21 protein-coding genes are annotated in these 22,247 nt (G+C 66.5%); 10 read left to right on the forward strand and 11 right to left on the reverse strand.

Going from position 1 to position 22,247, the window contains the following annotated elements:
* Positions 1–1,075: 1,075 nt before the first annotated feature.
* Together NJ1_RS22765 and NJ1_RS22770 are read right to left on the reverse strand one after the other, a co-directional pair.
* The gene (locus tag NJ1_RS22765) at positions 1,076–2,209 is read right to left on the reverse strand and encodes an AbrB family transcriptional regulator (RefSeq protein ID WP_084478636.1); all 1,134 of its coding nucleotides are present in this window, start codon (positions 2,207–2,209) and stop codon (positions 1,076–1,078) included.
* 237 nt (positions 2,210–2,446) lie between these two features.
* The gene (locus tag NJ1_RS22770; RefSeq protein WP_067697743.1) at positions 2,447–3,835 is read right to left on the reverse strand and encodes a cystathionine beta-synthase; all 1,389 of its coding nucleotides are present in this window, start codon (positions 3,833–3,835) and stop codon (positions 2,447–2,449) included.
* Between the two features lie 81 nt (positions 3,836–3,916).
* Here NJ1_RS22770 and NJ1_RS22775 point away from each other — a divergent pair, with 81 nt between their 5' ends.
* From NJ1_RS22775 to NJ1_RS22785, 3 genes are all read left to right on the forward strand, one after another.
* Positions 3,917–4,465, forward strand: a complete 549-nt coding sequence (locus tag NJ1_RS22775) for a hypothetical protein (RefSeq protein ID WP_067697745.1) — start codon at positions 3,917–3,919, stop codon at positions 4,463–4,465.
* A gap of 132 nt (positions 4,466–4,597) precedes the next feature.
* Positions 4,598–5,818, forward strand: a complete 1,221-nt coding sequence (locus NJ1_RS22780; RefSeq protein ID WP_067697753.1) for an acetyl-CoA C-acetyltransferase — start codon at positions 4,598–4,600, stop codon at positions 5,816–5,818.
* Positions 5,819–5,963: 145 nt separating this feature from the next.
* On the forward strand, positions 5,964–6,305 hold the full coding sequence (locus tag NJ1_RS22785) for a DUF1330 domain-containing protein (protein ID WP_067697754.1): 342 nt from the start codon (positions 5,964–5,966) through the stop codon (positions 6,303–6,305).
* 150 nt (positions 6,306–6,455) lie between these two features.
* Here the strand turns inward: NJ1_RS22785 and NJ1_RS22790 are convergent, their stop codons facing one another.
* Positions 6,456–7,322, reverse strand: a complete 867-nt coding sequence (locus NJ1_RS22790; protein WP_067697755.1) for a Bax inhibitor-1/YccA family protein — start codon at positions 7,320–7,322, stop codon at positions 6,456–6,458.
* 172 nt (positions 7,323–7,494) lie between these two features.
* Here NJ1_RS22790 and NJ1_RS22795 point away from each other — a divergent pair, with 172 nt between their 5' ends.
* The 5 genes from NJ1_RS22795 to NJ1_RS22815 all read left to right on the forward strand — a co-directional run bounded on the left by NJ1_RS22795 (position 7,495) and on the right by NJ1_RS22815 (position 10,912).
* Positions 7,495–8,163: an HAD family hydrolase gene (locus NJ1_RS22795; RefSeq protein ID WP_067697756.1), complete on the forward strand. Its 669-nt coding sequence runs from the start codon at positions 7,495–7,497 to the stop codon at positions 8,161–8,163.
* Between the two features lie 52 nt (positions 8,164–8,215).
* Positions 8,216–9,382 (forward strand): helix-turn-helix domain-containing protein, encoded by a 1,167-nt coding sequence (locus NJ1_RS22800; protein ID WP_067697757.1) that lies wholly within the window; start codon positions 8,216–8,218, stop codon positions 9,380–9,382.
* A gap of 357 nt (positions 9,383–9,739) precedes the next feature.
* Positions 9,740–10,051, forward strand: coding sequence for a hypothetical protein (locus tag NJ1_RS22805; protein ID WP_067697758.1), 312 nt, complete (start codon positions 9,740–9,742; stop codon positions 10,049–10,051).
* Entirely contained in the window at positions 10,048–10,314 is a 267-nt protein-coding gene (locus NJ1_RS22810; protein WP_157574164.1) for a hypothetical protein, read from the forward strand. The genes NJ1_RS22805 and NJ1_RS22810 overlap by 4 nt, the downstream gene beginning before the upstream one ends.
* Positions 10,315–10,690: 376 nt before the next feature.
* Positions 10,691–10,912 (forward strand): hypothetical protein, encoded by a 222-nt coding sequence (locus NJ1_RS22815; RefSeq protein ID WP_067697761.1) that lies wholly within the window; start codon positions 10,691–10,693, stop codon positions 10,910–10,912.
* A gap of 256 nt (positions 10,913–11,168) precedes the next feature.
* On the opposite strand, the gene NJ1_RS22820 is transcribed toward NJ1_RS22815, so the two are convergent.
* From NJ1_RS22820 to NJ1_RS22845, 6 genes are all read right to left on the reverse strand, one after another.
* A complete protein-coding gene (locus NJ1_RS22820; protein ID WP_067697763.1) occupies positions 11,169–11,609 on the reverse strand; it encodes a VOC family protein in 441 nt (146 codons plus the stop codon).
* Positions 11,610–11,814: 205 nt separating this feature from the next.
* Positions 11,815–12,741 (reverse strand): LLM class F420-dependent oxidoreductase, encoded by a 927-nt coding sequence (locus NJ1_RS22825; protein ID WP_218025251.1) that lies wholly within the window; start codon positions 12,739–12,741, stop codon positions 11,815–11,817.
* Between the two features lie 34 nt (positions 12,742–12,775).
* Entirely contained in the window at positions 12,776–13,939 is a 1,164-nt protein-coding gene (locus tag NJ1_RS22830; protein WP_067697767.1) for a class I SAM-dependent methyltransferase, read from the reverse strand.
* Between the two features lie 212 nt (positions 13,940–14,151).
* Positions 14,152–15,555, reverse strand: a complete 1,404-nt coding sequence (locus tag NJ1_RS22835) for an MDR family MFS transporter (RefSeq protein WP_067697991.1) — start codon at positions 15,553–15,555, stop codon at positions 14,152–14,154.
* Positions 15,556–15,667: 112 nt separating this feature from the next.
* A complete protein-coding gene (locus NJ1_RS22840) occupies positions 15,668–17,344 on the reverse strand; it encodes a DUF885 domain-containing protein (RefSeq protein WP_245717532.1) in 1,677 nt (558 codons plus the stop codon).
* A 187-nt stretch (positions 17,345–17,531) separates the two neighbouring features.
* Positions 17,532–18,449 carry a ribonuclease Z gene (locus NJ1_RS22845; RefSeq protein ID WP_067697993.1) on the reverse strand — a complete coding sequence of 306 codons (918 nt, stop codon included), beginning with the start codon at positions 18,447–18,449 and terminating at the stop codon, positions 17,532–17,534.
* A 153-nt stretch (positions 18,450–18,602) separates the two neighbouring features.
* On the opposite strand from NJ1_RS22845, the gene NJ1_RS22850 reads away from it, so the two are divergent.
* The gene (locus tag NJ1_RS22850) at positions 18,603–19,214 is read left to right on the forward strand and encodes a hypothetical protein (protein WP_067697770.1); all 612 of its coding nucleotides are present in this window, start codon (positions 18,603–18,605) and stop codon (positions 19,212–19,214) included.
* Positions 19,215–19,326: 112 nt separating this feature from the next.
* Positions 19,327–19,959 carry a DUF305 domain-containing protein gene (locus NJ1_RS22855; RefSeq protein WP_067697771.1) on the forward strand — a complete coding sequence of 211 codons (633 nt, stop codon included), beginning with the start codon at positions 19,327–19,329 and terminating at the stop codon, positions 19,957–19,959.
* Positions 19,960–20,088: 129 nt separating this feature from the next.
* Here NJ1_RS22855 and NJ1_RS22860 read toward each other — a convergent pair whose 3' ends face one another.
* Positions 20,089–20,376: a hypothetical protein gene (locus NJ1_RS22860; protein WP_174557111.1), complete on the reverse strand. Its 288-nt coding sequence runs from the start codon at positions 20,374–20,376 to the stop codon at positions 20,089–20,091.
* Between the two features lie 154 nt (positions 20,377–20,530).
* Positions 20,531–22,069 carry an APC family permease gene (locus tag NJ1_RS22865; protein ID WP_084478639.1) on the reverse strand — a complete coding sequence of 513 codons (1,539 nt, stop codon included), beginning with the start codon at positions 22,067–22,069 and terminating at the stop codon, positions 20,531–20,533.
* Between the last annotated feature and the right edge of the window lie 178 nt (positions 22,070–22,247).

The raw sequence follows: 22,247 nt of genomic DNA on the forward strand, positions 1-22,247 counted from the left end.
CCTGGACGGCGGCCGGGCGGACATCGCCCGTGGCAGCACCGGCGGCGGTGATGATGGACCCGAAGACGCCGAGCGCGAGGGCGGCGGTGCCCGCAGTACGGGCGGCGGCAACCACCTTGCTACGTCTGGCAGGGTCACTCAGGGCAGTCAGTGTGTTCGTGGGCATGGCGAAGTTGGATTCCTGTTCGGTTTCGGGCTCCCAGGCCTGAAGGAGGCAGCGCTTTGTCACGCGAACGCCGGACGGCGTTCACCGTTGCGCTGGGGCTGGAGTGCGTTGCTGTTGTGAGACCCGTTACGGGTCAAAGGAATTCGACGCTCTCGGGAGAGTTGCGGGACGTTCACGACCACTTCGGGCCGCGGGACCTCATTCCACCGGTGTGGTGATCACGTTCCGCATGTGAGTTCACATCTCCTCGCGTCATCCAGACTTTGGGTCTGTTTCCTACAAGGTCACAGCTTGATAGCGCTCATTTAACACAGCCTTAACCAAAGATGAACACAAGGTGAACTGGCTCGCCCGGCGATGCCTGGACCTGCATTAATACAAGCCCTGACCTGGCGATTCAATTCGAAACACAAAGTGCTTCAGATCACAGAAGAATTTAGCTCGGTTATTGCGATATACCCGGAATGCGCGTTTTTTCGGCGTTTCGCGTTACCCAAGCGATCTTCCGGCAACCGTGTTCTAGATCATTTCGCCGGTCACCGTGATACTACAGTGATAAGCATATTCCCAGGTCAAAGCCCTGTTATCGGTTACCGGCCGCGATACTCCACCTACCGGCCAACCCGTTACACCGACGTCAGCGGCGGATTTCCCCATTTCACGGCGCCGATTCGAGCACTCGAGGCCGCGGCGCGTACATCCCGCGAGCCCTGAGGAACCGCCACCGGGCTGTCGCACCCACGCGAGCGCGGCGGCGACCCGATCGACCCCAGGGGAGGTCCGCCAGGCTCCAGAATCGCGTCAGGAGGCAACTGAGGCGGCCGTATCGACCCTCGCCGAAATGCCGGTGTGCCGCACAGCCGGACCGCGACTCGCACAGCCGGAGCCCGGACTCCGCCGCCCGCACTCTCAGGGCAGTTCGGCGACCACGCCCGCCGGGAGCGCGCGCGGCACGGAGAACCGGCGCAACAGGCGCATGAGCAGCGGCAGCGTGAACATCATCAGCAACAGCCGGATGGTCTGCACGCTGGTGATCAGGGGCAGATTCGCGTTCATCTTGTCAGCCGTGGCGAGCACGGCGTTGATCCCGCCGGGCGTGGTGGCCAGATAGAGATCCGACATCTCCAGGTCGACGAAGTAGGCCAGCCCCAGCGCCATCGCGGCCACCGCCCCGGACAGCGCGAGCACCGCCACGGCCATGCCGGGAATCATGCGCGCCATCTCACGCACCACCGCGCGGGTGAACCGGGAACCGACCTCGAAACCGATCAGCACGAACAACAGATCCTTGAACAGATGCGTCGGCGCGTAGCCGTGACTGACACCGGCCGCGGTGAGCACGGCGGTGACCAACATCGGCCCCAGCAACGCCGCGTTGGGTAGCCCGATGCGGCGGCCGAGCCACACTCCCACCACGCACAGCATGATCGCCGTGGAGATGCCCGCCACCTGATCGCCGCGGCCGACGATCATCCAGTAGGGCAGCGACGGATCGGTGACCGAACCACCGAGAGTTGCTGTGCTGTAAGAGATTCCCTCTTCATCGTCCAGCACCGCGGCGATGGCGGGTGCGCTGAGGGCGACCAGCGCCACGCGCAGATACTGCATGAAGGCCACCCGCCGCGGATCGGCGTCGAGCTCGTCGGCGGCCGCGACCACCGCGGCCGAACCACCGGCCAGCAAACCCAGGGTCGCGGTCGGGACATCGACCTTCGCGGCCCGCGCGAACACCAGTGCGACGGCGACGCTCACCACGATTGTAGCGGCGGTCACGGCCAGCACGGGCAGCAGATCCAGACCGATCGAGGTCAGCAGCGACACCTGCAGATAGCTGCCCATGAGCACCCCGAGCATGCCCTGCACGGCCGTATTCACCTGCTTGGGAAGGGGTTTCGGGAGCCGCCCCGTCATGGCCAGCGCGGCCCCGACCACGATGGCCAGGATCATCTGCGGCGCGGGGAATCCGACGCGATCGAGCAGCGCCGCACCGGCCAGCACCGCGGCCGACAAAGCCACCCAGGTGAAGGCCTGTCTTCGGTTCATACGAGCTGATCGTGCTCGACAACCATTAACAGATAGTAACGACGCAGTTATCCCGGCACGCGCGGATGGTGTGATCTACGAGGCAGATCCGAATTGCCATGGGAGAGGCCACAAATCACCTCCGTGTGATTCGAGCGGCCGAGCTCGCAGACCGCCGGTCGGGGCCACGGCCGACCCCGCACAGCGAACCGCCCGCCGGGACCGAGGTCCGGGCGGGCGGTTATGCGACTGTGACGACTATGCGAGCGTTCCGTCGCTCAGGAAGCCCAGCAGATCGTGGCGGGTGATGACGCCGACCGGCTTGCCGTCGTCGACCACCATGAGCGCGTCGGTGTGCTCGAGCAGCTTGGTCGCCGCCGACACCGGCTCTCCCGAACCGATCAGCGGGAAGGCGGGGCTCATGTGCGTCGCCACCGAATCGGTGAGCTTGGCGCGACCCTCGAACACCGCCGAGAGCAGATCCCGCTCGGTCACGCTGCCCGCGACCTCGCCCGCCATGATCGGCGGCTCCGCACCGACGACCGGCATCTGCGAGACGCCGTACTCGCGCAGGATCTCGATGGCGTCGCGCAGGGTCTCCTGCGGGTGGGTGTGCACCAGAGCGGGCAGCTCGCCCGACTTGCCGCGCAGCACGTCACCCACGTGCACCTCGTCGGTGGACCCGTCCAGACGCGAGCGCAGGAAGCCGTAGGAGCTCATCCACTGGTCGTTGAAGATCTTCGAGAGGTAGCCGCGGCCACCGTCGGGCAGCAGCACGACCACGACCGCGTCCGGATCGCGCTCGGCGACCTTGAGCGCCGCGACCACGGCCATACCGCAGGAGCCACCGACCAGCAGGCCCTCCTCGCGGGCCAGGCGGCGGGTCATCTCGAACGAGTCGGCGTCCGAGACCGCGATGATCTCGTCCGGGATGGAGGCGTCGTAGGCGGTCGGCCAGAAGTCCTCACCGACACCCTCGACCAGATACGGGCGACCGGTGCCGCCGGAGTACACCGAGCCTTCCGGATCCGCGCCGATGACCTTGACCTTGCCGCCGGACACCTCCTTGAGGTAGCGGCCGGTGCCGGAGATGGTGCCGCCGGTGCCGACGCCCGCCACGAAGTGCGTGACCTTGCCGTCGGTGTCGCGCCAGATCTCGGGACCGGTTGTCTCGTAATGCGATTCCGGGCCGCCGGGGTTGGAGTACTGGTTCGGCTTCCACGCGCCGTCGATCTCGCGCACGAGGCGATCGGAGACGTTGTAGTAGCTGTCCGGGTCCTCCGGCGCGACCGCGGTCGGGCAGACCACGACCTCGGCGCCGTAGGCGCGCAGCACGTTGCGCTTGTCCTCGCTGACCTTGTCCGGGCAGACGAAGACGCACTTGTAGCCGCGCTGCTGCGCGACCAGGGCCAGACCCACACCGGTGTTACCGGAGGTCGGCTCGACGATGGTGCCGCCGGGCTTCAGCAGCCCGGCCTGCTCGGCGGCGTCGATCATCTTGACGGCGATGCGGTCCTTCGAGCTGCCGCCCGGGTTCAGGTATTCGACCTTCGCCGCCACCAGTCCCGAGTTCGGACCCGCCACGGAGTTCAACCGAACGAGCGGGGTGTTTCCGATCAGATCGACGACATGGTTAGCGATGCGCATACCCCTCATCGTTGCAGAAAGGAGATGGGGGCTTGCGCGCACGTAGGGCATCTCACCGTCGGCGGAAATTACCATCGGCGCATGAGGACGCCCTCGCGCGCACGAACCGCCCTGCTGTTCGGGGGTCTCGCCGCCGCCACCACGCTCACCACGGCCGCACCCTGCTCGGCCCAGAACTTCGAATTTCCCCAGGTGCCGAGCATGTTCCGGGACGGCATCTGCGGCGCGAGCATTCGCACCTGGGCCGAGACCAGCCCCGAATGGCCGGGCCGGGCCATCGTGAATGTGAAATCGCTCCCGATCGTGGGAGTGGGTCCGGGTGAGTGGAGTTTCGCGCCGCTGTGCGAAACCGGGATCACCGTCGCCTGGCGCAACATGAACACCGGAGCGGTCGGCGAATATCGGGAAACCGTGGTCTCGGGCATCTACGGCAGCATCCAGTACGCCCGGTTCCAGGACACCGGGCCGGGGCACATCGAGGTCAGCATCTTCACCGATACGGCCAATATCCCGCAGCGCGGCTCGTTCGAGGTGCCCTCGCAGGCCGCCGCTCCCGCGCCCCGGCCGACTCCGCCCGAGGGTCTCGCGCCCGGGCTGGAACCCGCGCCGGATCCGGAAGACATCGGCTAGCAACCCTCTGTGGCCTGGGCATGAGGGCAATCCCACAGTTCAGTCACTGGGATACCGGCATACCGGATGTTTGACCCTCGACACACCCGTCGTAAATTCGAAGAGGTTCACCCCTGCACTGAAGGAGTCCTCATGGCTGAGGCCGTAATCGTTTCGTACGCCCGCTCACCGATCGGCCGCGCCGGAAAGGGCTCGCTCGTCAGCATGCGCCCGGACGATCTGGCGGCTCAGATGGTCCGCGCCGCGCTGGACAAGGTTCCCGCGCTCGATCCCCGCCTGGTCGACGACCTGATGCTGGGCAACGGTCAGCCCGCGGGCGAGGCCGGCTTCAATATGGCGCGCGCCGTGGCCGTGCAGCTGGGCTACGACTTCATGCCCGGTGTCACCCTGAACCGGTACTGCTCCTCCTCGCTGCAGACCACCCGGATGGCGTTCCACGCCATCAAGGCGGGCGAGGGCGATGTGTTCATCTCCGCGGGCGTCGAGACCGTGTCGCGCTTCCCGAAGGGCACCGCCGACGGCTGGCCCGACACCCACAACGGTTTCTTCGCCGAGGCCGAGGCCCGCACCGCCGCGCGCTCCGAGGCGGGCTCGGACGTGTGGACCGATCCGCGCGAGGCGGGCATCCTGCCGGACGTCTACATCTCCATGGGCCAGACCGCCGAGAACGTCGCGCAGTTCACCGGCATCTCGCGTGAGGACCAGGACCACTGGGGCGTGCGCTCGCAGAACCGCGCCGAGGAGGCCATCAAGTCCGGCTTCTTCGCTCGCGAGATCACCCCGGTCACCCTGCCCGACGGCACCGTCGTCAGCACCGACGACGGCCCGCGCGCCGGCACCTCCTACGAGAAGATATCGCAGCTCAAGCCGGTCTTCCGCCCGGATGGCACCATCACCGCCGGTAATGCCTGCCCGCTGAACGACGGCGCCGCGGCGCTCGTCGTCATGAGCGACACCAAGGCCAAGGAGCTGGGCCTGACCCCGCTCGCGCGCATCGTGTCCACCGGCGTGTCCGGCCTGTCCCCCGAGATCATGGGCCTGGGCCCGATCGAGGCGGTCAAGAAGGCTCTCGGCAACGCCAACCTGGCCGTCGGCGATCTCGACCTGTACGAGATCAACGAGGCGTTCGCGGTGCAGGTTCTGGGCTCGGCCCGGGCCCTGAAGCTGGACGAGGACAAGCTGAACATCTCCGGTGGCGCGATCGCGCTGGGCCACCCGTTCGGCATGACCGGCGCGCGCATCACCGCGACCCTGATCAACAACCTGCAGACCCAGGACAAGCAGTTCGGCCTGGAGACCATGTGTGTGGGTGGCGGCCAGGGCATGGCGATGATCATCGAGCGCCTCAGCTGAGGTAACCCCTCACTCTCGCGATAGGTACGGCCCCCACTCTTCGGAGTGGGGGCCGTACTTCGTATTACCTGATAGGTAATCGACTTCATTCTCGTGGCGGGGAAACATCAAGGGCAGCAACGCAGTACTCGACGAGGAGCTCGAAATGCCCGGTTACGCCATCGCCCACATCCACGACCTGGATCTCAATGCCGACATCGTGGAGTACCTCGAACGCATCGACGGGACGCTGCGGCCGTTCGACGGCAGGTTCCTCGTGCACGGCGGCCGGCAGACGGTGACCGAGGGACCCGCCGGGGCCAATATCGTCGTCATCGAATTCCCGGACTATCAGGCGGCTTTGGACTGGTACGCCTCCCCCGCCTACCAGGCGATCCTGCCCCTGCGCACCGATAACTCGGCCAGCGTGGCGATCATCGCCGAGGACTGCGGCAAGGACCACGTCTCCACCGATGTGCTGAAGGGGGTGGCCGGCCACGAACGATGAACCTGCAGGTTGGCTACAGACTGCTTGCATGAACGCGAATGGGCGGGCACCGGATTCCGATGCCCGCCCATTCGACAGTTGCGGTTCCCCGTAACCGGGGCCTCGGGGGCAGTCCCCCGAGAACTTCTCAGCCGCGAAAGCGGCTGTCTACTAATCGTTCTGGAAGTACGACAGCAGTCGCAGGATCTCGACGTACAGCCAGACCAGCGTGACGGTCAGACCCAGTGCCACGCCCCAGGCCGCCTTCTCCGGCGCTCCCGCGCGGATGAGCTGATCGGCGGCGTCGAAGTCCAGCAGGAAGCTGAACGCCGCGATGCCGATCATGACGAGGCTGAAGATGATGGCGATGGTGCCGCCGGACCGCAGGCCGAAGCCGTCAGTGGTGAACAGCATGGCGACCATATTGCCCAGCGCCAGCACGACCGCGCCGATGAGCGCGCCGATGATCATGCGGGTCAGGCGCGGGGTGACGCGGATGGCTCCGGTCTTGTAGACCACGAGCATGCCGAAGAACACGCCGAAGGTGCCGAGCACGGCCTGGGCGATGAGCCCCGCGCCGCCGACGCCACCGAATTCGACGCCGGTGAACATGTACGACAGCGCACCGAGGAACAGGCCCTCGAACGCCGCGTAGCTGAGCACGATCGCCGGATTGTCCTGCTTGCGACCGAAACTCGCGACCATGACCAGGATGAACCCGATCAGGCCGCCGCCGATCACGAACAGCGGTGCGAGATTGTGGTTGGCCGAGGTCAACGCATAGGACAGAATGCCCGCCACCGTGACCACACCGAGCGTGATACCGGTCTTGGTGACGACGTCGTCGATCGTCATGGGCCGGGTGGCCGGAATCGGCGGCTGCTGCTGACCGCCGTACGGCGGGTACTGCGGCGGCTGCTGACCGTATTGGTTTGCGAACTGTCCGGCTCCAGCTGCTGCCGAGCCGAAGCCGGCGTAACCGCCGCCCTGCTGCTGCGGTTGCAGGTTCCGGAAAACCGGGTTTGATGTGGAGCGCACTGTGCGTCCCTTTCTGGAGTCGCGGCTCACTTGGTCGTGGCCTCGTTCTAGCGAGACAACGCCCCGGGCCCCTCACGAGTTCCCGGAACAGACCAATCGGACTTTACCCGACCTTTACCAGCGACGCCGAGAATGCGAGCGCCCGTCCACCGCCCGCAGTACCGTATGGCCCATGATCGGGGCTGTCGTGTTCGATGTCGGAGAAACACTCGTGGACGAGACCCGCGAGTACGGAACGTGGGCGGATTGGCTCGGGGTGCCCCGGCACACCTTCGTCTCGGTCTTCGGCGCGACGATCGCCCAGGGGAAGGACTACCGCGAAGCGTTCCAGGTCTTCCGCCCCGGATTCGATCTCACGCACGAACGCGACGCTCGGGCACAGGCCGGGCAACCGGAAACCTATGCCGAGGAAGACCTGTACCCCGACGTCAGACCAGCGCTGTCGAATCTCCGCGACCAGGGAATCTGGGTCGGCATAGTCGGCAACCAGACCGTCGCATCAGGCCGGATTCTGCGCAGCCTGAAACTGCCCACCGATTTCGTTGCGACATCGGATGACTGGGGTGTCGCGAAACCGTCGCATGCCTTCTTCGAAAAGATCGTCGAAGTCGCGCCGTATGACGCCGCCCAGATCGTCTACGTCGGCGACCGGCTCGACAACGACATCGCGCCCGCGAAGCGAGTAGGCATGCGCACCGCGTTCATCCAACGCGGGCCGTGGGGTTGGATCCAGCACGACGACCCACGCGTCGCGAACCTGTCCGACTGGAAGATCCACAACCTCACCGACCTGCCGGAAATCGTTGCGGCAGAGAATTGTCGGCAGCCCAGCCACATCTGAACCGAAGCCGGATTCGCTGTACGCACGAAGCGAAGAGTCGTAGCGTGGGGTCATGAGCGTGGTTGTCGGCGAGCGGCTGAAGAACGCCCGGAAGCGGGCAGCCCTGACGCAACGACAGCTGGCCGACGCGTCGAAGGTCTCGCTGTCTCAGATCAAGAAGATCGAGCAAGGCGAGTACGACCCACGACTGGAGACGCTACGGGCCTTCGCTGTCGCGATGAACATCAGAACATCGCAGTTGCAGGAGCAGCCCGACTACGAGAATCCGGACAGTGATACCGAAGCCGATTGGCAACCGGTCCGGGCGGCGCTGTTCGGCAATACGAGCGGGCCTTCGGACTACGACGAACCTGCCACTGCCGAGGGGCTGCAAGCGACCCTGGTGACAGTTCAAGCACTGATCAGTTCGGATCAGTACCGTCGAGTGACGACATTGCTGCCGGGGTTGATCCACGATGTCGAAAGTCTCGAAGAGCCTCGGGCCATCCGGTTCCGCATGCTCAACATGGTGGCTTCCCTGCTGTCGCAGACTCGGCAATTCGAGGACGCCGATCTGGTGCTGACACGGGCCGTCGATGCCGCGCAAAGCCACGTCGAAGCAGCGACCGCGATCGACACGAGGCTCTGGGCGCTGTTGCGACAAGGGCGATTGGACGATGCCCGGTCGATGGCTGTGCGATGGGCCGATGACATCGAGCCGCGATTCTCACGGGCGAACCTGCAGACGGTCGCGATGTGGGGCCGGCTGTGGCTGAAGATCGCGAACGCGGCAGTGCGCGACAACCAGCCGGGCGAGGTCGAGGACGCACTGTCGATGGCACGAGCCGCCGCAGCGCGGATCGGTCGTGATGTCTATGTGGAGCGGCTGCTCGGAAGGACTTTCGGACCGCTGGAGGTGTCCTACATTTCCGCCGAATCACATGTAATCGCAGGCGAACCCGAGAAGACACTGGCGATCGCCGCCAAGATTCCCGCGCCGATGATCGAGCCCACCGGGGCCAGCAGAATGCGACATCGCCTCGATGTAGCTAACGCGCACGTCCAACTCGGCCGGTACAGCGACGCCCTCGAAGAGGTTCGCTTCGTACAACGCACCGCGCCGGAATGGCTTGTACAGCAGCGATACTCCCGCGACATCCTCGGAAAGATCGTCAGCAAACGGCGCACGCTGACTACGGATATGCGCGAACTGGCAAGCGCCATCAAACTCGAGTACTGAGCGAACACATCCCACGAATGTCCCTTCCGCTGACCTGAAGCGGAAGGGACATTGTGTTGCCTCATCGCCAGGACCGACCCTTGTGCGCAGCGCCCGATACCGGGACGCACTCACCACACACCGTTCAGCTCAGGAGGTTTCCTCCATGACCGCGACACAGACTCGAGCGCTCTTGCCGCCGACGCTCGTCGTTCCGCCGACCGCTGAGTTGCTCCCGGATATCAGGTAGCACAGATCCCCGCGGAGCAGGACGCGTCGCCTCCCCCGGGCTTGTGTCCACAACCCCGACTCCCCTGGTCGGCGACGCTCCGGCATCCAGAACGTCAAAACCACACCACAGCCCCGAAGGGTGGGCCCATGAAGGCCGCAATTGGTTACCTTCGCAGTGATCTGTCGGGCATGCGCCAGCCATGGGACGAGGCCCAGATCCGTAATCTCGCAACGAAATTGAAGTACGACTTCCGCAAGACCATCGTTTTCAACTCGGGCATCGAGGAGAAGGTGCGCCGACTGCGCGTAGCGATCGACAGAACACACGCCGCCGCGATCGTCGTGCCCAGCATCGGCCACTTCGAACACGGCATCCCGAAGGAGATCCTCGAGGTCGCCGACGTCATCGCCGTGGACACCGGCAAGGTGTACAACCGCGTCCCGGCGGCGGCGCAATGAGTGGGACCGAGATCGACCGAATGCCGCCCGCGGACCCGTTCGATCAACAGAAGATGGCCGCTGCCCGGACCGAGGGGCCGATGTCATTCGTCCACAGCGCAACTGGACTTCGCCCGGTGGGGGCGGACGGGTGGCCGGCCGAAGACGAGGACCTCGATGAACTCGACGACGCCGCACGAGACGCACTCGACCTCCTCGGCGGCATGGTCATCGACCTCGGACTCGTGCCCGCCTACGCGGTCGACAAGCTGCCGACCCGATAGTCCGGCTCTACGCCGAATCTCCGAAACGCTCCCCCCCCCAGCGCTTCACGCCCGTAGCGAAAACCCTGCGTCACCAATCGGAACGCACGGCGTCGACATAGTCGGCATACGGTGTCGCCAACTGCCACAAGCGATCTCGAACACCCCTGCAGTAGCGCGCGACTCCCGAGTCCTCCGTGACCGCAGGCTTGTCTCGAAACAGGTTGCTACTGGATCGCCCTGGGACCAGCAGCACCGTAAATCTCCCTCTCCCGCTTCGGCACCTCGATCGCTGCGTCATCGACGACGTAGGGTGAACCATCGACAAGTGAACCGCAAGGTTTCGTTAACACCTTGCGTGCAGAGTGATCTTGTCGGTCTACGAGGGGAGAACACAGTGAAGGTACTTAACAGCGCGGCCGTGATCGGTGGGGTCATCGCGGCGGCATTGATCGGTTCGGCGGGGGCGGCGTCCGCATCGGCGACGCCGATTGTGCACACCTCGTGCCCTCGCAGCGAGGCGATGCATCCGACGTGGGACGTGAACACCGGAGAACCGGTCATCTGCGTCAATACCGGCGCCAGTGGGTTCAAGTGGGTGCACGACGGCACCCGATGAGCTCCGGCCACCACCGTGGATTCACGCGGCGGTGAGGCGAAAGTACGCCGAGTCCCCGCCCGACACCCGGGCGGGGACTCGGCGTTTTCGGGAGGCGCGTATCGGCCGAGCCTTGTGTACCTCGGACATGCCGCCGAACCCGTGAGCGCAAAGACAGGCGCGCCTCGGCCGACGAAAACGATTGGGCCGCAGATGATTACGATCAGTCCGAGCGCCTGCCCACCTTCGTCCGCGACGCCTCGCGCGCGGAAACCGCTCAGTTGAGCTGTTCGGCGAGGCCGACGACGATCCCCTCGGGGCCCCGGACGTAGCAGAGGCGGTAGATGTTCTCGAACTGAACCAGCTCGCCGACCAATTCGGCGCCGTGGGCACGCAGGCGGGCGACGACGTCGTCGATGTCGTCGACCGCGAACATGACTCGGCGCAGACCGAGGGTATTGGCGGGGGCGTCCTTGGGCTCGGGCGTGATGGGTTGCGGTGCATGGAATTTCGCCAATTCGATGCCGCCGGTGGCCCCGGGGATGCGCAGCATGGCCACATCCTGGCGGACGTTCTCGAGGCCGATGACGCGCTCGGCGCCCTGCCACTCGAGTGGCCCCTTGCCTTCGAGTTCCATGCCCAGTTCGACGAAGAACGCGATGACCGCGTCCAGGTCTTCGACGACGATGAGGGCATTGTCCATTCGCTGGATCGCCATGTCTGATCTCCTCCGGTGTGGGCGGCCGTGGCGCCGCGTCTGCCTCTGGGACGGAGCCGCCGCACGGTTCTCGACATCCACTGTCGTGGAAAGTTCGAAAACTTCGGCGGACCCGAATTCGTCGAATCCTCGCGGTCGTCCACACCGAACGCCCACGGAATGAGCTGCCCGGCACCGAAGGGCGCCGGGCAACCGACAGTCCAGCTCAGCCCAGTTGGCTCATGACCTTGTCGGCGATGAGTTCCAGATGATCGAGATCGGCGAGGTCCAGGATCTGGAGATACACACGGGTGGTTCCCGCGGTCTCGGCGTAGTGGGCGAGCTTGGCGACCACCGCGTCCGGACTTCCCGCGAGCCCATTGGACGCGAGCTCGTCCACCTCGCGCCCGATGGCGGCGGCCCGTCGGGCCACGTCGGCATCGGTCGCGCCGACACACGCCACGAGCGCGTTGGAGAAGGTGATCTCCTCCGGCCCGCGCCCGATGTCCTTGGCGGCGCGGCGAACTCGCTCGAACAGATCGGCGCTGGCCTCCGCGGACTGGAAGGGGGCGTTGAACTCATCGGCATAGCGGGCCGCCAGCCGCGGGGTGCGCTTGGGACCGGTGCCACCGATCAGCACCGGGATCTTCGGCTGCACCGGCTTGGGCAGGGCGGGCGAGTCGGTCAGCGTGTAGTGCTCGCCGGAGAAGGAGAAGGTCTCACCGAGCGGCGTACTCCACAGCCCGGTGAGGATGGCCAGCTGCTCCTCGTAACGGGGGAACTTGTCGGCCGGGAAGGGAATGCCGTAGGCGGTGTGCTCGGCCTCGTACCAGCCCGCACCGAAACCGAAGTCGACGCGGCCACCGGACATGGCATCCACCTGAGCCACCTGGATGGCGAGCGATCCGGGGTGCCGGAAGGTCGCGGCGGTGACCAGCGTGCCCAGTCGGATACGGCTGGTCTCTCGGGCCAGGCCCGCGAGGGTGATCCAGGCGTCGGTCGGGCCGGGCAGGCCGTCCGCTCCGCCCATGGCCAGGTAGTGGTCGGAGCGGAAGAAGGCGTCGTAGCCGAGGTCCTCGGTCGCCTTGGCGACGCTCAGCAGGGTGTCGTAGGAAGCGCCCTGCTGAGGCTCGGTGAAGATGCGCAGATCGATTCGTCCCATGCTTTCCATTGTGCTGGTCGGCCTGTCAGTCGCTCTCGTCCGGGCTGGAAACGTCGTGCAGACCGCGCACCGACCGGGTGACGGTGAACTTGCGATTGCGCCCCATGATGTCGGTCTTGCCGACCATGCGCTCCATCACGCCGCGGTAGTTGAGATGAGTGTTGTAGACCGTCCACAGCTCCCCGCCGGGACGCAGCACCCGACCGGCCTGCTGGAACATCTTGATGGCCGACCCGGTGTGCACGGCCGCCCCGACATGGAACGGCGGATTGCACAGCACCAGATCGGCACTGTTGTCCGGGGAGTTGGACATGGCGTCGTCACGCAGCACCAGCACCCGATCCGACACCTCGTTCACCTCGGCGGTGGCACGCGCGGAGGCCACCGCCGCCGCGGACTGATCGGTCGCGGTGACGTGGATGCCGGGCCGCGATTTGGCCAGCGCCACCGCGAGAATGCCGGTGCCGCAACCCAGGTCGATGGCATCGCGGGCGTCGGGCTTCATCCGCCGCAGGTAGTCCAGCAGGAAGCGGGTGCCGATATCCAGGCGCGGGCCCGAGAAGGCCGCACCGTGCGCCACCACCTCGAGTTCGGGTTCCTCCAGCCGGTTCCGCATCGGAAAGCGCGGATCCCCAATCGTTTTCGGCTCCGAGGCGAGCAGGGTCCGCGACTTCTGACGACCGCGGCTGGCGCGCACCGAACCGAAGGATTCCGCGAGCACCTCGTTCATGGCGGGCGTCAGGTACTTGTCGCGACCGCCCGCGAACACCTCGACATCCGCTGCGGCGTACCGGGCAATGGACTCGGCGGTCTCGGCGAGTCCGGACAGCGCGCGCGGCAAGCGCCACAGCACCACCCGGACGTTCTCGAGCAGCTGCGGGCCGAGCTCGTGCTCGGTGAACCGATCGGCCAGCCCGAGCACGCGGGCATTGTTGGCCAATGCCAGCTCGCCGGTGAGCAGATCCTGATGCACGCGCACGCCGTGCAGATCGTGCGCCGCGATCGCACCCAGGGTCAGGGCCCCGTATCCGTCGTCGATCACCGCCACCCGTCCGTCCCCGGCCGCGGCGAGGGAATCTGCCGCGACATCGAGCATCAGACGATCGGCGGCATCGACCGCATAAAGATTCACCGCCTCCACATCCGGATACCGCCGCAATCGACTCAGCACGTCCTCGACCTCAAGCACACCTACAGTGTGCTAGATCATTGCCACATAGTCGTAGTCGGCCGGTCGCTGCACAGCGGAAAGAAATTTGCAGGAAAACGAGTACGGCCGTCGCCGACAGGTTTTCTAGACGAATGCCCGGCCACGGCCGCAGAGCTCGCAAATTAGCTGCGACCGGGAATGTTTGCCGAGAATTCGCGCTATCGGTTTCGGAGCCGCCCGCAAACCAATCGTCAGCCGGCGCGGCGCGGCATCATCGCCGAAGCGCCGACCATGACCGCCGCCATGAGCGCGACTCCGATGAAAACCAGATGCACCGCCGAGGCCAGCGCTTCCGGATCGGGATGCCCCTGCCCGCCCACCCGCGAATTGACCAGTGCCCCGAAGACGGCGACGCCGACCGCGCTGCCGATATTGCGGGCGAACATATTGGTGGAGGTGACCACGCCCCGCTCGGACCATTCGGCGCTCGATTGCGCGGCGATCAGCGTCGGACTCGCGACGAGCCCCATTCCCATGCCGATGACGAAACAACTCGCGGCCAATTGCAGCAGCGAAGCTCCGGAATTCACGAGAATGAGCGAGGACGCGCCCAGGGTGGCGAGCACACTGCCGATCAGAGCGGTGGCGCGGAACCCGATGCGCAGATACACCTTTCCGGCCTGCGACGCCGAGACCGGCCAGCCCATGGTGAGCGCACCGACGGTGAGCCCCGCGACCAGCGCACCACTGCCCAGCACGCCCTGCGCGAAGGTCGGCACGTACGAGGTGAGACCGAGCAGCACCGCGCCGACCAGCAGCGACACCAGGCTGCTCGCGACCAGAACGCGCCGGGTCAGAACCCACAGCGGCAGAATCGGATTCACCGCGCGACGCTCCACGAGGCCGAACAGGATCAGCATCAGCCCACCGCCCGCGAACAGGGCGATACTCGGCAGCGAGCCCCACGCCCAGGCCTGCCCGCCCTCCAGCAGCGCGAGAATCAACGCGCCCGCGCCGACCGTGAGCAGTCCCGCGCCGAGGAAATCGATCCGATGCCGTTGGCGGGGAGCGCTTTCGATGAACTTGCGCAGGATCATCCAGGCGGCGAACGCGGCCAGCGGCAGGTTCACCAGAAAGATCCAGCGCCAACTGACGTATTCGGAGAACACCCCGCCCAGCAGCGGCCCGAGCACCGAGGACATCGCCCACACACCGGCCAGGTACGCCTGCACCTTGGCGCGCTCCTCGATCGTGTAGATGTCCCCGGCGATGGTGATGGACATCGGCCCGACCGCCCCGGCTCCGATGCCCTGCACGGCGCGGAAGGCGATGAGCGCGGGCATGCTGGTGGCCAATCCGCACAGCAGTGAACCGAGCGCGAAGACCGCTATTCCGAAGAGCATGACGGGTTTACGGCCCATCATGTCGGCCAGCTTGCCGTAGATCGGGACGGTGACCGCCTGGGCCAGCAGATAGATGCTGAACAGCCAGGGGAACTGCGCGAAACCACCGAGCTGATCGGTGATGGTCAGCACGGCGGTCGCGATGATGGTGGAGTCCAGCGCCACCAGTGAGGTCGCCAGCATGATGGCCGCCAGGATCGGCCCGCGCTCGGAGCGCAGGCCGATGGACGACTTCGCCTCGGTGGCCGTCACCGGCAACCCCTTTCGTTAGCTCAACTCAACAAATGAGTCGAACGCAGCGTAGGGGTAGCTATTCCGGCAACGGAAACCCCGGCGCTCCTGGCCCACCGAGACCGGGCAGCCATCAGAGAGTGGCGGCCAGCTCCCGCAGCACCGGAAGGCTCACCGAACCGGAACCGAGCACGACGTCGTGGAATGCCTTGATATCGAACGCGGAACCCAGCCGCTGTTCGGCGGCGGCCCGCTGGCGGCGGATCTCCAACTGCCCGACCTTGTAGGCGACCGCCTGACCGGGCATGGCGATATAGCGATCCACCTCGGTGCGAATCTCCGTGATGCCGACCGGGGCATTGGCGACCATGAAGTCGATCGCCTGCTGCCGGGACCAACCCTTGGCATGCAGACCGGTGTCCACCACCAGGCGGCAGGACCGCCAGGAGTCCGCGGCCAGCATGCCGATCCGCGCGAGATCGTCCGGGTACAAACCCATTTCGTCGGCGAGGCGCTCGGTGTAGAGCGCCCAGCCCTCCACGAACGCGGTGTTGGAGAACGACATTCGCTGAAAACTGGGGAGATGGTCGAGCTCGTTGGCGATGGTGAGCTGCAGGTGATGCCCGGGAATGGCCTCGTGATAGGCGACCGAGGCGGTCTCGTAGCGGTTGCGGCCCTTGGGTTCGTGCAGGTTGACGTAGTACGCGCCCGGTCGGGAACCGTCGGCCGCGGGCGGAAAGTAGTACGCCGCAGGGGCATCCGCCGCCAGGAACTCCGGGACCGGCAGGATGTCGCAGGATTCACGCGGCAACCGGCCGAACCAGTTGCCCATTTCCGCCTGCGCCGCGGCGAGGCAGTCACGGGCGTCGGACATGATCTCCTCGCCGTCGCCGTAGTGCAGGTCCGGATCCTCGCGGAGCCGAGCGAAGATCACCCCGAGTTCCGACGCACCGAACAGCCGGGAGCCGACCTCGGCGTACTCGGCACTCAGTTTCTCGAGTTCGCTCAGGCCCAGCCGGTGGATCTCGTCCGCGCCCAGGTCGGGCAGGGTGGTGTGCTGGTGCAGGAGCCGACGATAGATGTCCGCTCCGTCGTCGCCGAGCCAGCACAGTCCGGGCTGTTCGTCGGGCCGGGCGGCGGGCAGCAGTTCCTCCGCCAGCACGCCGCGGTAGGCGGCGAAGGCGGGCCGGATGACCTCGCGCGCCACCTCGGCCAGGTCTGCGCGCCAGGCGGATTCGCCGTCCCAGCCCGCCGGACCGGCGAAGGTGGTGAACGGATCCTCAGCGAGGTCCGACGCCAGATACCCGTCGAGCTGATTGAGCGAGCGCTCGATGGTGATGCGCGCGGGCGTGCGACCCGACCCCAGGCCCGCCCGGAATCGATCTGTTGCCTGTGCCATGAGCTCGCCGAACTGCCGGTAGCGCCGCACCAGCGCCAGCGCGTTCTCGGGCTCGGGCGCGTTGAGCTGCGGTGCCATGGTGAGCAGCCCGGCGTGCACGCCGGTCATCTGGTCCGAGGCCAGCTCGACCGGGCGCCATTCCAGATGCTGCGCCGCGGCGTTCAACTCGGTGCGCAGCAGACTTCGAGTGACCCGATCCTCGGCGGACAACCGTTCCGGATCGAGCGCGTCGACCTCGGCGAGCAAGCCCTGCCAGGTGCCCAGCACCCGCTCGTCGGCCGCCGCCGAGAGATCCTCGATCCGATCGTCGAAACGCCTGTCCCCCAACAGTGTTGCCTCACTGGGCGCGGCCTCCAGAAAGGCGTCCCAGTACCGGTCGGCAAGAGCGATGAGTTCCTCGTGCGCATCCATGCGGTCCATCATGCCCGCACCCGCCCGGACCCGAAATGTCGCGGCGAACTTCGCACCCCGGCACACCGCACGGTCGGCAGCGCTCGCCGTGCCGCGGGGTCCGACAGGCCGGTCGGGAGCCTGGCGATCTCTGGCTCACGCGGCCGAACGGCGCGGGGCTATGACCGGCGGACACCCATCGACTCGCTCAGTGGCGCGGCGGCACCGGGATCCGCATGAGGTCGTGCGCTACGACGATCTCCCCGGAGAAGTGTTCGCGCGCTTCGCTCATGTGGTCGTCGAGTGTGCGGTAGCGCTGCGAGAAATGGGTCAGCACCAGCGTGCGCACCCCCGCCCGCGCCGCGACCTCCCCCGCCTCCCCTGCGGTGAGATGCCCGAACTCCGTGGCGAGATGGGTATCGGCATCCAGGAACGTGGCCTCGATGACCAGCATGTCCACCCCCGCCGCGAGTTCGTGGACGCCGTCGCAGAGGCGGGTATCCATGACGAACGCGAAGCTCTGTCCCCGGCGCAGCTCGCTCACCTCGTCGAGGGTGACGACGCGGCCGTCGACCTCGGCCTCACCGTCGCGCTGCAGCCGCCCCACCACCGGCCCCGACAGTCCGAGCTCGCGTAGTCGCTCCGGAATGATTCTCCGGCCGTCGGATTCGTCGAGGCGATAGCCGAACGCTTCGACCGGATGCGAGAGCGGCACCGTGCGCACCGTGAACGGCGCTCCGGGCGCGGGCAGCTCCCCCTCCGCCGAGATCGGATGCGGGCGCAGCTCGGCGGTCTGGTGGTACGCGGTGGAATTGCACAGCCGGTGGTAGTACTGCTCGCCCGACGCCGGAAAGTAGACGTCCACCGGATGCGGCACCCGGTCGAGGCTGATCCGCTGCACGACCCCCGCGAGCCCGAGGCTGTGATCCCCGTGGAAATGGGTGATGCCGATGCGGGTGATGTCGGTGGCCGAGACTCCCGCGTGGATCATCTGCCGCTGCGTGCCCTCGCCCGGGTCGAAGAGCATCCCCTCGCCATCCCAGCGCAACAGATATCCATTGTGGTTGCGCTGCTTGGTCGGTACTTGACTGGCGGTTCCCAAAATGACCAGTTCGCGCTGTGACACGGCCGCCACGCTACCGCCAGCGCCGTCGATCCTCGCGGCGGCGAGCCGGGCGCGTCCCGCCCGATGACATCGGCCGGCCCGCCCGGACCACCCCGACCCGATACCAGCAGGGGGTATCGGAACCGCCCGGAGTCCGGTCACTAGACTGGCCGCGTGGTCGAGCAGCGATGGAACGGCACCCGGTACCTCCGGGCGTTCGGCCTGTTCGCTCTGCTCGCCGGAATAGCGCTCATGCACTCGGTCGTCCTGGCGATGAGCCACGGCCCGGGCGAGCACCACCCGGCCGCTCTCTCGACGGCAGATGTCCCGGCGTCGGCCATGCCGTCCGGCACCGTGGACACCGCCGCCGCACAGGACCGGCCGACGGCGACAATCCTGGCCGAACCCGACCACCGAGCAGCCGCTTCGCCGCTCCTCCCGGCAGCGTCGACCGAATCCGACCATCGGGTGACGAGCTTCATCACCGCCCTGACCGGTGTCGCTCTACACCCTGCGGCGACGGTGACCGCGACCCTCACCGGCGGCGATCACGATCCGATGGCCTCCTGCGCGGGCACCGACTGCGGTTCTCACGCGGGTCTGCACGGTTGCGTGTTCGTACTCGCGGCGCTGCTGCTCGGCCTCGGCCTGGCGCTGCTCAGCTGGGCCGGATTCCACCGCGACGGCCCGAGCTCCGCGACGCCGCGGCAGTGGCGACCGCATCGCGCCCGCCCACCTCCTTGGACGGTGCTCTCCCTGGCCGAATTGGCGATTCTCCGAATCTGACGGGGGTCTCCGCGTCGCGTATTCCTCACGCGCACGCGGCATTTCACCTACACCCCGTGGGCTCTCGCATGCCCATTCCCGGATTCAGCGGTAATCACCGAGGAGTACACCCATGTTCACCACCCCCATCAAGCTCGCCGTCGTCGCCGCGACCTCCGCCGTGGCGCTGATCGCCGCGGGCTGTGGCAGCGACGATTCGTCGAGCCCGGCCACGACCTCCACCACCACCGTCGCGGAGATGCCCGGCATGAATCATGGCGCGTCGTCGCAGCCCACCGCCCGCTCCGATTTCAACGACGCCGACGTGACCTTCCTGCAGATGATGTATCCCCATCACGCCCAGGCCGTCGAGATGGCGAAGCTGGTCTCGAGCCGCTCGCAGAACGCCGAACTCATCGCCCTCGCCTCGAGCGTGGAGCAGGCCCAGTCCCCGGAGATGGCGCAGATAACCAGCCTGTTGCAATCTTTCGGCAAACCCGCCCCGAATCCCACCATGGGCGGCCACGAGGGCATGCCGGGCATGATGACGGACGAGCGGATGAGCACGCTCGAATCCCTGTCCGGCCCCGACTTCGATCGCCTCTGGATGACGATGATGATCGAGCACCACCGGGGTGCGATCGGCATGGCGAACACCGAACTCGCCGCCGGAACGAACCCCGAGTCCAAGGCGCTGGCTCAGGCGATCGTGGCCGCACAGCAGTCCGAGATCGACCGGATGAACCGCATGCTCGCGCAGGGCTAGGCCGGACCGGCACACACGAAGGCCCGCGATCCGTGCGGATCGCGGGCCTTCGCGCCGAGAAACCATCGAAGCGCATGCGCACCCGCCATCGGCGCCCGAATCGGATGCCGATGGCGCGGAGCCTGCGGACTAGCTGCCGATCACAGCGTTCATGATGGTTCCGGCGCTGGTGGCGGTGGCGCCGCCGATCATGGCTCCGGCCACCATCTTCGGCGATTCGAGACCGCCTCCGCTCCACTTCTCCCACGCGAACCGGCCGCCGCCGTACGTGATGGCGGTGACGCCGGACAGCATGGTGAACCAGGTGAAGTATCGGACCAATTTCATCAGCTTGTCCGCGACGGGCGGGGTCTCCGGCGTCGGGTTGCCGATCTGCGCGATCACGTGCGTGTACGCGTCGTGCACGGCGAGGAGCATGCTCACGATCGGTTCCTCTCGGGTGCTGAGATGGCGCTGGGCGGAACTTGTGGCACAACTCTCACTATTCAGAGCAATTGAACATCACTCCGTGAGGTCGCGCCGTCCCGACACACCACCGGTATCGAACTGCAGCACCCGATCAGCTACCGCGTCACTCGGAGTTCGTGGGCTTCGCCGCGTTCGTGGGCTTCGCCGCGTTCGTGGCCGCCGCTGCGTCCGTGGGCTCCTCGGCCCGGCCCAGCAGCGAATGCCGGCGACCGTAGGCGAAATACACGACCATGCCCAGCGCCATCCAGATGATGAATCGCAGCCAGGTCTCCACCGAGAGGTTGAACATCAGCCACGCACAGGCCAGCACGGCCAGGATCGGCACGAACGGAACCAGCGGCACCCGGAATCCGCGCTTCAGATCCGGCCGGGTCCGGCGCAGCACCAGCACGCCGACCGAGACCAGCACGAACGCGAACAGCGTGCCGATATTGACCATTTCCTCCAGGGTGCCGAATTCGACGAATCCGGCCAGCAGGGCGCAGATGAATCCGACGATGACGGTGATCCGCACCGGCGTGCCCTTGGACCCGGTGTGCGCGAGCTTGCGCGGCATCAGTCCGTCGCGGGCCATGGCGAACAGCACGCGGGTCTGGCCGAGGAACAACACCATGACGACGGTGGTCAGACCGGCCAGCGCACCGATGGAGATCACGTTCTTGGCCCAGGTGACGCCGTTGATGGCGAAGGCCGTGGCGAGCGTGGCGTCCTCGCCCTGCAGATCCTTGTAGGACACCATTCCGGTCAGCACCAGCGAGACCGCGACGTACAGCACGGTCACGATGGCCAGCGAGCCCAGGATGCCGCGCGGCACATTGCGCTGCGGGTCCTTGGTCTCCTCGGCGGCGGTGGCGACGACGTCGAAGCCGATGAAGGCGAAGAACACGATCGAGGCCGCGGCCAGCAGGCCGTACCAGCCGAAAGTGCTGTGGCCGCTGCCGGTGACGAGCGAGAACAGCGTCTGATGCAGCTTGCCGGTGCCGTCGTCGGTGCCGGGCACCGATTCCGGGATGAACGGCTTCAGGTTGTCGACCTTGAAGTACTTCAGGCCGACGACGAGCACCAGCGCGATGATGGCCAGCTTGATGGCGACCGCGACGGCCGAGACCCGGGAGGACAGCTTGGTGCCCGCTGCCAGCAGCACGGTCAGGATGGCGATGAGAAGTACCGCGCCCCAATCGAATTTGATGGAACCGATATGCCAGATCGGCTGATGCCCGCCCATCACCACGCCGAGGTACTGCGACCACCCCTTGGCGACGACGGAGGTGCCGAGGGCGAACTCGAGCACGAGGTCCCAGCCGATGATCCAGGCGACGATCTCACCGAAGGTGGCGTAGGAGAAGGTGTACGCGCTGCCGGCCACCGGGAGGGTGGAGGCGAATTCGGCGTAGCAGAGCGCGGCCAGGCCGCAGGCCACGGCCGCGAAGACGAAGGCCAGGGAGACAGCGGGTCCGGCGAGATTGCCGGCGGTGCGCGCGGTCAGGGTGAAGATGCCCGCGCCGACCACCACGGCGACACCGAAGACCGTCAGGTCCACGGAGGTGAGGTCCTTGCGGAGTTTCGAGTCCGGTTCATCGGTGTCCTGGATGGATTGCTCCACCGACTTGGTGCGGAACAGGCCGCGGTCCGATAGCGCCACTGTTTCTCCTATGTCTGGCTTCTCGGCAACAATGCAGTTCGGCGCTGGGCGGCCACTGATTCGTCGAAAAGCAGACAGCCCGGCGCCAGGTGTTTCGCCTTCGCATGAGCCCGGCAGACAGAAACGCTGGTCCTGCCCCGGGAATGCTCTGGATCTCGGGGCGAGACCTGAGTTGTCG

Origin of the sequence: Nocardia jejuensis NBRC 103114, assembly GCF_001613145.1 — a bacterium.
Taxonomy (GTDB): Bacteria; Actinomycetota; Actinomycetes; order Mycobacteriales; family Mycobacteriaceae; genus Nocardia; species Nocardia jejuensis.

What these genes read in the sequence shown, in the direction of transcription:
- NJ1_RS22765 (WP_084478636.1), bottom strand. Translation starts at nt 2,209, where the DNA reads ATGAACCGAAGACAGGCCTTCACCTGGGTGGCTTTGTCGGCCGCGGTG.
- NJ1_RS22770 (WP_067697743.1), bottom strand. Translation starts at nt 3,835, where the DNA reads ATGCGCATCGCTAACCATGTCGTCGATCTGATCGGAAACACCCCGCTC.
- NJ1_RS22775 (WP_067697745.1), top strand. Translation starts at nt 3,917, where the DNA reads ATGAGGACGCCCTCGCGCGCACGAACCGCCCTGCTGTTCGGGGGTCTC.
- NJ1_RS22780 (WP_067697753.1), top strand. Translation starts at nt 4,598, where the DNA reads ATGGCTGAGGCCGTAATCGTTTCGTACGCCCGCTCACCGATCGGCCGC.
- NJ1_RS22785 (WP_067697754.1), top strand. Translation starts at nt 5,964, where the DNA reads ATGCCCGGTTACGCCATCGCCCACATCCACGACCTGGATCTCAATGCC.
- NJ1_RS22795 (WP_067697756.1), top strand. Translation starts at nt 7,495, where the DNA reads ATGATCGGGGCTGTCGTGTTCGATGTCGGAGAAACACTCGTGGACGAG.
- NJ1_RS22800 (WP_067697757.1), top strand. Translation starts at nt 8,216, where the DNA reads ATGAGCGTGGTTGTCGGCGAGCGGCTGAAGAACGCCCGGAAGCGGGCA.
- NJ1_RS22805 (WP_067697758.1), top strand. Translation starts at nt 9,740, where the DNA reads ATGAAGGCCGCAATTGGTTACCTTCGCAGTGATCTGTCGGGCATGCGC.
- NJ1_RS22810 (WP_157574164.1), top strand. Translation starts at nt 10,048, where the DNA reads ATGAGTGGGACCGAGATCGACCGAATGCCGCCCGCGGACCCGTTCGAT.
- NJ1_RS22820 (WP_067697763.1), bottom strand. Translation starts at nt 11,609, where the DNA reads ATGGCGATCCAGCGAATGGACAATGCCCTCATCGTCGTCGAAGACCTG.
- NJ1_RS22840 (WP_245717532.1), bottom strand. Translation starts at nt 17,344, where the DNA reads ATGGATGCGCACGAGGAACTCATCGCTCTTGCCGACCGGTACTGGGAC.
- NJ1_RS22855 (WP_067697771.1), top strand. Translation starts at nt 19,327, where the DNA reads ATGTTCACCACCCCCATCAAGCTCGCCGTCGTCGCCGCGACCTCCGCC.
- NJ1_RS22860 (WP_174557111.1), bottom strand. Translation starts at nt 20,376, where the DNA reads ATGCTCCTCGCCGTGCACGACGCGTACACGCACGTGATCGCGCAGATC.